The 12,524-nt window shown below is 65.2% G+C and carries 15 protein-coding genes; 10 read left to right on the top strand and 5 right to left on the bottom strand.

All coding sequences use genetic code 11. The annotated features are described in order from the left end of the window. Nucleotides 1-23: 23 nt before the first annotated feature. On the top strand, nucleotides 24-227 hold the full coding sequence (locus C461_RS04545) for a hypothetical protein (protein WP_007999049.1): 204 nt from the start codon (nucleotides 24-26) through the stop codon (nucleotides 225-227). A gap of 67 nt (nucleotides 228-294) precedes the next feature. Here C461_RS04545 and C461_RS04540 read toward each other — a convergent pair whose 3' ends face one another. Continuing rightward, entirely contained in the window at nucleotides 295-546 is a 252-nt protein-coding gene (locus C461_RS04540) for a winged-helix domain-containing protein (protein ID WP_049906348.1), read from the bottom strand. A 253-nt stretch (nucleotides 547-799) separates the two neighbouring features. Here C461_RS04540 and C461_RS04535 point away from each other — a divergent pair, with 253 nt between their 5' ends. From C461_RS04535 to C461_RS04500, 8 genes are all read left to right on the top strand, one after another. Beyond that, nucleotides 800-982, top strand: a complete 183-nt coding sequence (locus tag C461_RS04535; RefSeq protein ID WP_007999046.1) for a hypothetical protein — start codon at nucleotides 800-802, stop codon at nucleotides 980-982. A 183-nt stretch (nucleotides 983-1,165) separates the two neighbouring features. Then, the gene (locus C461_RS04530; RefSeq protein ID WP_007999044.1) at nucleotides 1,166-1,540 is read left to right on the top strand and encodes a helix-turn-helix transcriptional regulator; all 375 of its coding nucleotides are present in this window, start codon (nucleotides 1,166-1,168) and stop codon (nucleotides 1,538-1,540) included. Then, a complete protein-coding gene (locus C461_RS04525; RefSeq protein ID WP_007999043.1) occupies nucleotides 1,537-2,442 on the top strand; it encodes a hypothetical protein in 906 nt (301 codons plus the stop codon). The genes C461_RS04530 and C461_RS04525 overlap by 4 nt, the downstream gene beginning before the upstream one ends. Next, on the top strand, nucleotides 2,439-3,515 hold the full coding sequence (locus C461_RS04520) for a tyrosine-type recombinase/integrase (RefSeq protein WP_049906300.1): 1,077 nt from the start codon (nucleotides 2,439-2,441) through the stop codon (nucleotides 3,513-3,515). The genes C461_RS04525 and C461_RS04520 overlap by 4 nt, the downstream gene beginning before the upstream one ends. Nucleotides 3,516-3,866: 351 nt before the next feature. After that, a complete protein-coding gene (locus C461_RS04515) occupies nucleotides 3,867-4,973 on the top strand; it encodes an NAD(P)/FAD-dependent oxidoreductase (protein ID WP_007999038.1) in 1,107 nt (368 codons plus the stop codon). Nucleotides 4,974-5,130: 157 nt separating this feature from the next. Next, nucleotides 5,131-5,694 (top strand): OsmC family protein, encoded by a 564-nt coding sequence (locus C461_RS04510; RefSeq protein WP_049906299.1) that lies wholly within the window; start codon nucleotides 5,131-5,133, stop codon nucleotides 5,692-5,694. Nucleotides 5,695-6,069: 375 nt separating this feature from the next. Then, entirely contained in the window at nucleotides 6,070-7,527 is a 1,458-nt protein-coding gene (locus tag C461_RS04505; RefSeq protein WP_080506250.1) for a cytochrome ubiquinol oxidase subunit I, read from the top strand. Next, the gene (locus C461_RS04500; protein WP_007999033.1) at nucleotides 7,520-8,521 is read left to right on the top strand and encodes a cytochrome d ubiquinol oxidase subunit II; all 1,002 of its coding nucleotides are present in this window, start codon (nucleotides 7,520-7,522) and stop codon (nucleotides 8,519-8,521) included. Before C461_RS04505 ends, C461_RS04500 begins: the two co-directional genes overlap by 8 nt. A gap of 23 nt (nucleotides 8,522-8,544) precedes the next feature. On the opposite strand, the gene C461_RS04495 is transcribed toward C461_RS04500, so the two are convergent. The 3 genes from C461_RS04495 to C461_RS04485 all read right to left on the bottom strand — a co-directional run bounded on the left by C461_RS04495 (nucleotide 8,545) and on the right by C461_RS04485 (nucleotide 10,316). After that, nucleotides 8,545-9,759, bottom strand: coding sequence for an LEA type 2 family protein (locus C461_RS04495; protein WP_007999031.1), 1,215 nt, complete (start codon nucleotides 9,757-9,759; stop codon nucleotides 8,545-8,547). Nucleotides 9,760-9,854: 95 nt separating this feature from the next. Beyond that, entirely contained in the window at nucleotides 9,855-10,052 is a 198-nt protein-coding gene (locus C461_RS04490; RefSeq protein ID WP_007999028.1) for a DUF5800 family protein, read from the bottom strand. Between the two features lie 81 nt (nucleotides 10,053-10,133). Beyond that, the gene (locus C461_RS04485; RefSeq protein ID WP_007999026.1) at nucleotides 10,134-10,316 is read right to left on the bottom strand and encodes a DUF5786 family protein; all 183 of its coding nucleotides are present in this window, start codon (nucleotides 10,314-10,316) and stop codon (nucleotides 10,134-10,136) included. Between the two features lie 144 nt (nucleotides 10,317-10,460). On the opposite strand from C461_RS04485, the gene C461_RS04480 reads away from it, so the two are divergent. After that, complete coding sequence (locus C461_RS04480) at nucleotides 10,461-11,690, top strand: polymer-forming cytoskeletal protein (protein WP_007999024.1); 1,230 nt, start codon at nucleotides 10,461-10,463, stop codon at nucleotides 11,688-11,690. 29 nt (nucleotides 11,691-11,719) lie between these two features. Here the strand turns inward: C461_RS04480 and C461_RS04475 are convergent, their stop codons facing one another. Continuing rightward, nucleotides 11,720-12,484 (bottom strand): ribonuclease H-like domain-containing protein, encoded by a 765-nt coding sequence (locus C461_RS04475; protein ID WP_007999021.1) that lies wholly within the window; start codon nucleotides 12,482-12,484, stop codon nucleotides 11,720-11,722. Nucleotides 12,485-12,524 lie beyond the last annotated feature (40 nt).

Below are 12,524 nucleotides of genomic sequence, written 5' to 3'. Positions count from 1 at the left end.
GAAAGCGCGGCCAACTCACCTCGATGGACGACTGGCACCCTCAGGATTGGTTGCTCGTGGCGGAAGCACTTACTGCGTACGCGGGCGATCCGCGGGCACTCGACGAGCGTGAGTCACGGGCGTGGGAACTCGTCGACGAGATCGCTGACGAACAGGACCTACCAGTGACTGAGTTGATCGAGCAGGTCGACGACGGCTGGCCGCGGTCAAAACCCGAAGAGCGGTAGAACTACCAGGTGGTGGAGCTGAACGCGGCGACAGCGACGATCGGCACGTGAATATCGAGGTCGACTTTTAGGCGTCTTCCAGCTCGTCGGCGTCTATCTCACCTGCGAGGTAGTCTCCACCGAGGTCAGTCAGCTGGTAGTATCCGTCACTATCCTTCGCTAAGAGCCCCTTCTCGGCCAGTTCTGGTAGCCGTCCCCGCACTGTAGAATATCCGATATCGTGGCCGTGTCGATTTAAATTCCGGTAGAGAGGCTTCGGGGAGAGTTCTAGGTTGTGGTCGTTGAGGAACTCCAAGATGACCAGGTCAGTCATCGTCATCCACCCCGGAATAGGCCGCATTTTCGCTATCTCGTATGGGAACTCTGTTAGTTATACGGGGTGTGTCCTTTGAGGAGCTTATCTGGGCCATAAATTAGCTTGTATAGGCTAATCTTTAATACCCCCGAACCCACACGCTACAATCACGGACCCACTCGGCCGTCGTCGAACACGCGCCGGGCCTGAAAAGGACGCGGGCCGCGCTGCTAGAACAGCCGGCCCGTGTGGGGTTCCGTGTACACGCACGAGACCCATGCACACCGATTCGACGCGGGGGCTTGAAACTCCCGTCCGAGACACGGCATCGACGCTGACTGACGAGTACCCGCCAGCGCTCGCGACGCTGATACGGGCCGACCGCGCGATCCACGATGTCGCGCAAACGACGCTCCGCGAGTTCCGCGGCGAGGTGGATCTGTACCCCGAAGGCCGATGAGCGACGCGACGGCCACCCCGTCCGGAACACCATTCGGAACTAGCGAAACCCGGACACGGCGCCGGGGATGCGACCATCCGGAACCGTTCGGAACCGGCCGGGGCACACTAAACCGTGCGTCGGAGCGACCCCGACGTATGCCCGTCCACGACGGCGCGACCAGCACCGCGCGACGACTGATCGATGACGACTGACGACACCACCATGAGCGACGCACACACCCAGCCGACGGACGAGCCGCACAGCAACGAGACCACCTGGTACGACCTCCTCGGGTTCCAGCGCGACCTCCTCCTGGTCGCCGCCGAGGTCGACGGCGAGGAGCTGCCGAAGGGCCTCACCCTGATGGACCGCCTCGAAGACCGCTACTCCGACCCGATCAACCACGGCCGGCTGTACAGCAACCTTGGCGACCTCGAAGACGAGGGCCTGATCGAGACGGAGGAGTTCGACGGCCGGACCAACGCCTACCGCATCACCGATCGCGGCCGCGAACTGCTCGCGGGGCGCCGCGACGTGATCGACGTCGCCCTTCACGCCGGAGGTGACGGCGCGTGAACCCGACCGTCGAGGTCGAAGTCCGACGAAACCGCCACGGTTCGGTCCTCGCGTACGCCGACCGCGACCGCGCGGCCCGCCTGCTCGCAGACCACCGGGCCGTGTTGCAGTCGCTCTACGACCTGGTCGACCGCCGACACGGGGCGGACGGCGAGATCGTGGCGAGCCTTGCGATCCGCGAGGACGCCCGAACCGTCGATCAACTCGACCTCCGGGACCGGTTCCGGCGCGATCTTGATCCGAACCGCGCGATCGCGCTTGTCGAGGACCTCCGGTACCACGCCGGCGAACACGAGCTCGTGACTGACGGCGGGACCGGCCTGTGCGAAGACGAGAGCCGCTTCTTCTGGACTGGTGAGGAATGCCCAGATTGTGGAGGGCACCTGGAACAGCAGGACGAACACAACGTGATGTGCCTGGTCTGCGAGGCGGTCTTCCAGCACCTTCTCACGGAGACCGAGCATGTCTTGCACAATCCAGACCGCGACGAGAGCGTCAAGAAGCCCCGCGTCGTGACAGATGGTGGCTCAGAGTCCGAAAAGAACTGGATGCAGACTCTCCTCGGGGCAGCGAGCCAATTTGAGGAGGAACACGACGACTTGGAGGTACTCCTTGAGGGAACGATCGGCTTCCACACGTTCTATGTCGCGGATGGAGACGATCCAACTCGTGGCGTGAAGACCGCCCTCTACAGCGGACTCAACGATCTCCTGGAGGAGGTTAGCGTCGACGCTGATACCGTTCGGCTGAACCACGGCGCTGTGACACCGGAAACCGTTCGCCAGGAGACGATGGACCAGATAGCGGAATTCACGTACGTTCCCGAATCGCTTGCCGACTGCATCGGTGAGAACGTCGAGGAACGCGTTCGGCAGAACCTGAACGGGGAGGATTCGCAATGAGCCGAAAGGGGTCCTCACCACCGACAAACCCCTCCGACCTATCCCCGCGGCAGGCGCGCGACCGATTCCTCGAAAAGCGGTCGATGGAGAACTCGGCGAAGACGATCCGGAGCTACGACAACCGACTCACCCGGTGGGTCCACTGGTGCGAGGAGCGCGGCGTCGAGCGTGTCGGTGACCTCTCCGGGTGGTTGTTCGACGAGTATGAACGCCACCTCCGCGCCGAGGAGAACGCCCCAGCGACGGTGAAGGGGAAGATGACTGCCGTCTCGCAGGTGGTGCAGTACCTCGCGACGATCGAGGCCGTCGACGAGGACCTCCCCGAGAAGGTCCACGTCCCGAAGCTCACCCGGGCACAGGAGACGAGCGACACGATGCTCGACACGGACGACGCGAAGGAACTGCTCGGATTCTATCGGAATAGCCCGGCGCACTTCGGCACCCCGCCGCACGCGGTCCTCGAAGTGTTCTGGAACACGGGCTGCCGGCTCGGCGCCGTCGTCGGGCTCGACCTCGGCGACTACGACCCGGAGAACGGCTACCTCGACTTCAACCACCGACCGGAGTCAGGGACGCCCCTCAAGAACAACGAGCAGGGCGAGCGTGTGGTGCGCATCTCGAAGCCGGTCGTCGACGCCCTTGACACGTACGTCGCTCGGGAGCGGTCGGACAAGCGCGACGAACACGGCCGGGAGCCGCTGTTCTCGGGGCGTCAAGGGCGCGTCACGGACACGACGATCCGTTCGTGGACGTATCAGGGCACACAGCCCTGTCTCTACATGGAGTGCCCACACGGGCGACGTCGGCGGAGCTGTAAGTTCACGGAGCGCTCGCACGCCTCGAAGTGTCCCTCCTCGCGGGCGCCCCACCACATCCGCACGGGCTCGCTCACGTGGCACTGCGATCGCGGGCTCCCGATCGAGGTGATCTCAGAGCGCGTCGACGCGGACCCGGACACGATCAAGCGGTACTACGACAAGGCGGACAGACACCGAAAAATGGCAGAACGTCGAGAGGAGTACACTGCGGACCTGGATATCGCCGGAATCGGCGACGACGAGGACAACTCATGACAACGGCGCCGAATACGGATGTCTCAGAGTACCGACATAGGGGTAATCGCGAGTTTGGTTCGTCCCTCCGGCCCCATTCTTTCCCGTCGCATCGTCGTGAACGGCGAGAACGTGTCTCCGTCTTCGCACTATTTATAAATAAATCGAGTAGTTTTATTCTGGTTAGTGTCAACCCGGCTGCGCTCCACTAACGGACCCAGACGGAATACGTTCGTCTTCAGTTGGTACTTCGAAGCGTGTACGTCACCGCCAGCAGGGGGCGGACCGATCCGAACGACGGCGTCTGCCATCTGAACAGCTACCACGACGTCGTGAAAAGCTATTTATGAGACTGCGAGTACCGAGTTGAGAATGGACCCGATAGTCATTATCGGCGGGGGGATTATCGGCGCCACCCTCGCCTCTCAACTACGCGACCACGCCCGACCGGTCGTCCTGTACGAACGGGACACGCTCGGCGCCGGTGCGTCCGGCGACTCCGTCGCGCTCTTCGTCTGGCACCAGTCGACGCCGGCTCGGGTGAGTCACGAACTCCGGACGCGCTCGTGGGAGCACTACGAACCGCGAATACGGGACGGGACCTTCAGCTTCGAACAGATCGGAACGCTGGACGTCGCCCGGACCGAGGCCGAGGCCGAGGCGTTGCGGGAGCTCACGACGACGCTCCGGGAGTTCGGCGCCGAGGCCTCGTTCCTCGACCCGGAGGCGCTCTCCGAGCACGGCCTGAACCCCGAAGCGGTCCGTGGCGCGATGGCGACGCCGGACGACGGGTACCTCGATCCCTCGGAGATCATCCAGCACGACGTCCGCGAGGCGACGTCGGCCGGCGTCACGGTCGAGACGAAAACCGCGGTCACGGATATCCGTACCCGCGACGGGGCCGTGACCGGCGTCGAGACCGAGAGTGGCACCCAACCGGCGGCGGCCGTGGTGAACGCGGCCGGTCCGTGGGCCCCGGCCGTGAACGAGATGGTCGGGGTCTCCCTGCCGCTCCGGCACAACCGCGGGCCCGTCGTGGTGCTCCAGAAGGACGATTCGTTCTCGCTCCCGTTCGTGCAGTTCGGGGACGGCCTCTACTTCCGCGGCGAGGGGCACCGGCAGGCGTTCGCCGGTTCGTTCGGCGCGAGCTACGAGGACGCGGGCGTGCTGGACCCGTCGGCCGCCCGTTCGGTCGACCACGACTTCTACCTCGAAATCGACGACCGCGTCCGGGAAGCGATACCGCGGCTCGACGATGCCGAACTCGTGAATGAGTGGGTCGGCGTCCGGACGCTCACCCCGGACGGCGCGCCGATCGTCGGCGAAACCGAGGTGGGTGGGTACTTCGTCGCGGCGGGCATGAACGGCCTCGGCGTGACCCTGGCGCCGGCCGTGGGCGAGTACCTCGCCGCAGAACTCACGACCGGCGCCGCCGATCCGACGCTGCGGTCGTACCTGTCTCCGGGCCGATTTTCCTGAATACGTCGTAGGAACCCGCAACGCTCACGGAGGGTCGATTTTCGGCGGTCGTGCTGAAAACGGAGCACATCTCTATCACCGATCGGTATGCAACTCAATAGCATTCGTCAATATGTTTTTATTCTTTCATCCAACCAACAGCTGGCGGTGATTCGAAATGGCAACCACCGAACGACAGGCAGTGAACGGTGTCGACGTCGCGGCGCTTGAAACCGCGGTCGAAACGATCAGCAAGGAGCCCGATGCGGGAATGTTCACGTTTCGGGCCGAGACCGAGTGGGAGGACGCGCTCAAGTCTGTGACGACGATCGACGAATTCGACCAGGCCGGCGAGACCATCCACACGCGTGAGTTCACGCTCCGGGGCGACGAGCCGGAACAGATCCTCGGTGAGCGCACGGCGCCGAACGCCGTCGAACTCCTGCTCGGCGCGCTCGGATCGTGCCTGAGCGTCGGCTACGCGGCGAGCGCGGCTCACATGGGGATCGAACTCGACGATCTCCGCTTCGAGATGGAGGGCGACGTCGACCTCCGTGGCTTCCTCGGTATCTCCGAGGACGTTCGTCCCGGCTACGAGTCGATCACCTGTACGGTCTACGTGGACGCCGACGCCTCCGAGGCCGAGCTGGCCGAACTGCGCGAGCACGTCGAGGCGACCTCACCGCTCATGGACGTGATCGCGAACGAGGTTCCGGTCGAAACCCGCCTCGTCGCCGAGTGACCACGTCTCGTTTTGTTTTGGACGTCGGTGCGGGGATTGCGTTTGACCGTCCCGGACTGCCGCTCCCGGAGAGTCGACGGTCGGCGTGGGACGGCCGACGTCTCCGACCGCACGTATCGACGGCTGTTACCCGCGGCCTCCCGTGAGAGGTGGACACCGCGACGGGCCGCGCTCAGAACACGTCCCTCTAAGTGTGTCCCGACGAGTGTGACACTACAATTTGATCATTATTGGACGATGTGTGGGCGTATTTATCATATACAATCACTTTGTTCGATGATTGTACTACTTTTGTGCGAATCTCTTCTGAGAATTTGATAACAGGTGTGACCGTTATATTCGCGATCGGGCTATACCCCACCGGAGAGATTATCGATGCCCCCCGCACTTGAACTCGGACTCGGGAGTGCCGTTTTCGTCGCGCAACACGCGAGTCTCTTGGCACCCGAACTCGCGAGCAGGATGCAGTTCGGCTGGACGATCACCGTCCACATCCTCTTTGCGGCGCTCTCGATCGGACTCGCTCCGTTTATTATCTACTTCACGTGGAAGGACGTCCGACACGACGAGCCGGCGTACACTCGCCTCCGGGAGTTCTGGATCAAGGTGTTCGCCGTCGGGTTCGTGATGGGCACCGTCACGGGAATCCCGATGAGCTTCCAGTTCGGCACGAACTTCCCGGTGTTTTCGGAAGTCAGCGGCGAGCTGATCGGCGGTCCACTGGCCTTCGAAGCCAAGATGGCGTTCTTCCTCGAAGCCGTCTTCCTCGGGGTCCTCCTGTTCGGCCGCGAACGCGTCTCCGATCGCACGTACGTCCTCTCGTCGGTGTTGACCGGCGTCGGCGCGTGGCTCTCCGGGTTCTGGATCCTGGTCGTCAACGCGTGGATGCAGACTCCGCGGGGGTTCGAACTCGTCGAGCGAAACGGGATGGAGGTCGCCCAACTCACCGATCCCGTCGCCGCCTTTCTGACGCCTCGGTTGCCGTGGATGTACGTCCACATGATGAACGCCTCGGTGATCTCGGTGACGTTGGTCGTCGCCGGGATTTCGGCGTACTTCGTCTGGCGAAAGCGGGACTCGAAGGCGTGGAACACCGCGCTCCGGATGGCGATCGTCCTGTTGTTGATCACGGCGCCGCTCCAGGCGATTCACGGGGACGCCTACGGTCGGCACGTCGCCGACACGCAAGAACAGAAGTTCGCCGCGATGGAGGCTCACTACGACACCGGGCAGGCCGACCTGCACCTGATCGCGATCCCGACGAGCCTCGACGCGATGACCGACCCGCGGACGGACAACCTCTACACGATCAGCCTGCCGGCCGTCGGGTCGTTCCTCGCCAGCGGGGGTGATTTCTCGGCCGAGGTCGTCGGCTTACACGAGTACGACGACAACCCGCCCGTCGCGCTCGTCTTCTGGTCGTTCCGACTCATGGTCGGGCTCGGCTTCCTCTTTATCGGACTGGCGCTGTGGGGCGGGAACCTGCTCCGCAAGGGCGCGGTCGCCGACCGCACGCGCTATCTGCAGGCGATGATGCTCGCCAGTCCGTTGGGGTACGTCGCGCTGCTGACCGGGTGGTATGTCACCGAGATCGGCCGGCAACCGTGGGTGGTCCAAGACGTGCTCAAAACGAGCGACGCGGTGTCACAGAGTCTCACCGCCGCCGAGGCCACCGGGACGCTCGTCGCCTTCGTCCTGTTGTACATCGCTCTGTTGACCGCCTTCGGGTACGTTCTCAAGTGGCTGATCGCGAGCGAACTCGAACGGATGGGCGTCAGAGATCCGGACGAAGCCGGACGGCCGCAACTCCCGTGGGTGAGCGACGATGACTGACCCCCTGTTGATCCCCGTCGATCGGTATCTGGTCGACTCGTTGCCGAGCGTCTGGTTCGGCGTCGTCATGTTCACGCTGGCGATGTACGTCGCGCTCGACGGGATGGACTTCGGCATCGGGATGCTGTTCGCCACCAGAGACGAGCACGATCGGGAGACGCTGCTGGCGGCGTTCGGACCGATCTGGGACGCCAACGAGGTCTGGTTGGTCGCGTTCGGCACCACGCTCCTCGCCGCGTTTCCGCCGGTCTACTCCCGACTGCTGAGCGAGCACTACCTGGTGGCGATCGCCATCGTGATGGGACTGCTCGTTCGCGGCGTCGCCCCCGAGCTCCGCGAGCAACGAGACGATCGCGACTGGCAGCGCTCGTGTGACCGGCTGTTCGTGTTCGGAAGCGCGATCACGCCGCTCCTGCTCGGCACCCTCGTCGGGAGCTGGGTCTTCGGGACCGACGTGTTCACCCTCCCGAGCCTGTTGACCGGGGTCGCGCTGGTCGCGCTCTGTGTGACCGGCGGGGCGTCCTTCCTGGCCGCGAAGACGAGCGGCTCGTTGGCGGACGAGATGACGCGGTACGGGACGGTGTCGACGGGGGTCTACCTCGTCGCCGTCGTGGTCCTGCTGGCGGTCGTCTCCGTCGCCGATCCGGCGAACGCGGGGTCGGTGCTGACGACGCTTCCGGCGGTCACGGCGATCGTCGCCAGCGTCGCCTTCGGTGCCGGTGGGATCACCGCCGCTCGACGGGGGCGACACCGCCTCTGGTTCGCTACGAGCCTCGGGCTGTCGTTCGCGCTCGTCGGCCTCGTTGCCGTGTTGTTGTATCCGACGATATATCCCGCGAGCGGGCTCGCGATCGGTGCCGTCGTCGTCTCGCCGCTCGCGCTCAACGTGACCACCGTCCTCGGGCTTCCCGTCCTCCTGCTCGTGCTGTGGTACTTCGTCTTCCTGTACCGCACCTTCGCCGGTCCGGTCGACGGAGACGGGTACGGCTCGTAGGATTCGGGTGCGGCCGGGCGGTCCTACAGCGGGAGGATCCCGTCGTCGTCCGAGTCGGAGTCATCGTCTGAGCCGTCGGTTTCGTTCTCCGAGTCGCCGTTGGTGTCGTCGGTGTCGTCGCCGGCCGATCCGTCGTCCGTCGACCCGTCCGTTTCGTTGCTCGACCCGCCGTCTGTCCCGTTGCTCGACCCGTCGTCTGTCCCGTCGCTCGACCCGTCGTCCTCCGTCGACCCGTCCGCCCCCGTCTCGTCCGAGTCGCGCACCGCGTCGCCCTCGTCGAAGATGTCCGTCTCGATCGTCTCCTCGTAGGTCAACTCGTCGAGCGGCACGGTGAGTTCGGTGCCGCTCGGAAGTTCGATCACGGCGTAAAACTCGATCCGGAGGTCGCTCGCCTGGTGACCGCGAACCTCCTCGTCGAGATGCGTCACCCACCACTCGTCGAGGTGGCGGTTCTGCAGCGCCGTCGTGAACTCGATCGTCTCCGAGCTGCGCGACGGGATCACGTACCCCTCGTCGGTCTGTCCCGAGGCCATCTCGACGCCGTTCATCGTGACGTCGTAGCCGATCTCGGAGACGACATACGGCTCGAGGTTCGGGTTGTGCACGGTAAACGCCATGTCGATCGGCGTCTCCGACTCGCTGACAGAGCCCCACTCGCCGCGCGTCTCGTTGACGTAGAGGATCGGGTCGTCGGTAAATGCGCTGTCGGCGTTCACCGGGCGCGTCTCGTCGGAGTTGAACGCCCCGAGCAGGTCGGTGTCGATCTCGCGGGTCCGGCTGAAGTCGACGCTCCGCCCGAGGCGCTCCGAGGTGACGGTGGCGTCGATGTCGATCGTCGTTCGCTCGCCGTTGCGCACGTGGCTCACCCACCACGGCGGGATCGCCTCGTTTCGCATCTCGGTCTCCAGACCGAGCGTGGAGTTGCCGGTTCCGACCCGCACGCCCTCCCGACCGCCCTGTGCCATCTCGATGTCGTTCATCGACACCGTGTAGTTGACCGAGACGTCGTCCAGTCCGATCCCGACCGGATTCGGGTTCGAGACGACGAGATCCGTCTCGATCGTCGTCGTCTCGTTGGTCACCTCGCCGAACGTGTTGTTCATGGCCGCGACGCTCGGGACGCCGAGCAGCCCGGCGGCGAACGCGCCCCCGACGGTCCCGCCCACGAGGAGCAGGCCGACGAGTGCGATTCTGCCCTTCGTGCTCAGGGCCGCCGAAGCGACCGCGCGCAGATTCATACGCGCACAACCGGACAGTCTCGTAAAATCGTACCGCTTCGCGAAGCCGGCTTACTTCGGGCTTCTTCCCAGTTTACTTCCGGCGCACTCCCGACTTACAACACGTCGCCGATCCGAACCGGCTCCCCGTCGATGTCGGGTGCCTCGGCCACGATCTGTAACACGTCGTGGTCCGTGACGTCGCGGTACTGCTTCCCCGTGGCCTCCTCTATCAGGTCCTTCTCCAGTTCGAACTCGGTGCCCTCGTAGACGACGTCGACGCCGTCCCTGCTGAACGATAGTTCCGTGCTCATGGCGCGTCGTAGTCGTCGATCGGATAAAAGGTGCGTGAACGGTCGCGCTCGCGGGGGCGCCGCGTTCGTCGTCGTCGTCGGCTACTCGTCGTCGGTGTCGTCTTTCATCTCGGAGAGGCGCCCGACGAGATCGTCGGTGGAGGCGCCCCCCTCGATGGAGACCTCGCCGTCGTGATCGTTCTCGTGTACGTTCACGGCGGCGTCGTCGTCGGTGTCAACGTCCTGGTCCTTCTGCTCGCTCTCGTCGTACGATCCGAATCCCATACCGAATCCTCCCGCGCCGGACTCAAAAGGGTAGTGACCCCGTCGCGCTCCGACAGGGATCAACACGCACTCGACCCGCGCTCGCGTCCGACGCACGTCCGACGGCCCCACACGGTTTATAGGCGCGGAGAGAGTTCTCCCGGTGTGTCGCTGCGAGGAGACGGTCCGATAGAGGAGCTCGCGGTCCCGTCCGGGACGACCGTCGAGGAGCACGACCTCGTCACGGACGGCGACGTGCTCGTCGGCGGCCAGTCGACGGTGGAGTTCGGACTCCGCGGTCGCAACGTCGCCGTCGGGGAACGCGTGAGCGTCGACAACGACATCGAGGCCGAGGGCGACTGCCGGCTCGACACGTGGTGTTCCGTCGACGGCAACGTCCTCGTCGGCGAGGACGCGTACCTCGGCGAGCGAGTGACCGTCACCGGTCGGCTGATGGTCTCGGGCGACCTCGACATCGGCGACGACGTGTCGATCGAGGAGGGCTTCGAGGCGAACGGCTGGATCGTCATCCGGAACCCCGTCCCCACGCTCGTCTTCTACTTCATCGTGCTCTCCCAGCTGTTGCGCGTCGGCGAGACCGACGCGGCCGACGAGCTCGCGGAGGCGCTCGCCGACGGCGAGGACGTTCGCGAGCCCCTCCTGATCCCCCGAGGCGCCGAGATCTCCGACGACGCGTGGCGCGTCTCTACGCCCGCGACCGTCGGCGACGACTGCCGGCTCCACGGGAACATCCGCGCCGAGTCGATTCACGTCGGCGAGCGCAACGAGGTGTTCGGCTCGCTCCGCGCCCGCGAGGGGATCACGGTCGGAGCCGAGACGGTGATCCACGGCGACGTCACCACCCGCGGCGGTACGGTCACCGTCGAGGCCGGCGCACGGGTGCTCGGCGACGTCTCCGCCGGCGACCTCGTGGTCCACGACGGCGCCGAGATAGACGGCTCGCTCCGCGCCCGCGGCGAGATGCGGCTCGTCCAAGAGACCGGGAGCGAGGCGGACGACGGCGAGGAAGCGGGCGACGGCAAGGAGGTAAACAGCGAGGCGGCGGACGGCGGTGAGGAGGCAGACGGCGGGGAGGCGGACGACGGCAAGGAGGCGGACAACGGTGAGGACACGGGCGACGAGGAGACGGGAGATTCGAACTCGAACGACGACGGCGATCGGGACGCAGAAACCGAGGCGGAAGGCGATCCCGAAGCCGAATCGGCGTCTGAGACGGCACCGAAGTCGTCGTCTTCAGCGAAGTCGTCGTCTTCGACGGAGTCGGCGGAGTCGTCAGAACCGGCCGAATCGTCGGAGTCGACCGAATCGTCGGAGTCGACCGAATCGTCGGAGTCGACCGAATCGTCGGAGTCGGCCGACGCGGAAGCGACGTAGACCGGATTCACTTATAAATCTGCGTCGGGCTACGGCTCGACAGCCGAGCCGACGAACACGTCCTCGTGGAGCGTTTCGGTGACGACGTCCGCGAGCGTCCGGAGGTTTTCGGTGTCCTCGCGGTTGTACGAGACGAGCGTGTCGAGCGCGTCGTCGTCGCCGCGCTCGTACTCGCGCCACAGTCTGACGGCGTCCCGCCCCGACAGGTCGGGGCGGTCGCGGTCGATTCCGAGCTGTGTTTCGATCGGCTTGAGTCCGCCCGAGAGCCCGACCCGCTTGCAGGGGTACATGAGATCGAGGTGCGGCGTGTCGACGTCGATTCCGAAGGCGGTCTCCAGAAACGGCACGTCGAACCGCGCGCCGTTGAACGACGCCAACAGGCTCGCGTCGGCGAACTGCTCGCGCAGGCGGTCAGCGGTGAGGTCGTCGCCGGCGACCAGCGTCGTCGTCTCGCCGTCCTGATGGAAGCTCACGGTCGTCACGCGGTCGCGGTGTTCGTCGAGCCCGGTGGTCTCGATGTCGAAAAAGCAGGTCTCCGCGCGGAAGTTCTCGTAGAGCCGCCAGCGCTCCCCGCTCGGGAACGCGCGGTCGAAGTAGGTCGCGTCGCCGTCGTCGAGGTGCGTCAGCGCCTCGGCGATGAACGACTCGATCCGGTCGGCGGTCGTCGAACCGACGCCCCGCACGTCGACTGCGGGGTCGAACGCGTCCCACGTGGTGACGCCCTCGGCCCAGAGCCGGCGCTCCGTGGACTCGCCGACGCCGTCGACCGGGATGAAGCTGTTCTCGATGCGCATACTCGACCGCGGCGACGCGCGGCCAAAAACCCGACGGGAG

It is taken from the genome of Halorubrum aidingense JCM 13560, assembly GCF_000336995.1.
In the GTDB taxonomy this organism is placed as follows: Archaea; Halobacteriota; Halobacteria; order Halobacteriales; family Haloferacaceae; genus Halorubrum; species Halorubrum aidingense.
Note: the sequence above shows the minus strand (reverse complement) of the source record. Positions and strands in the feature narration are given on the sequence as shown.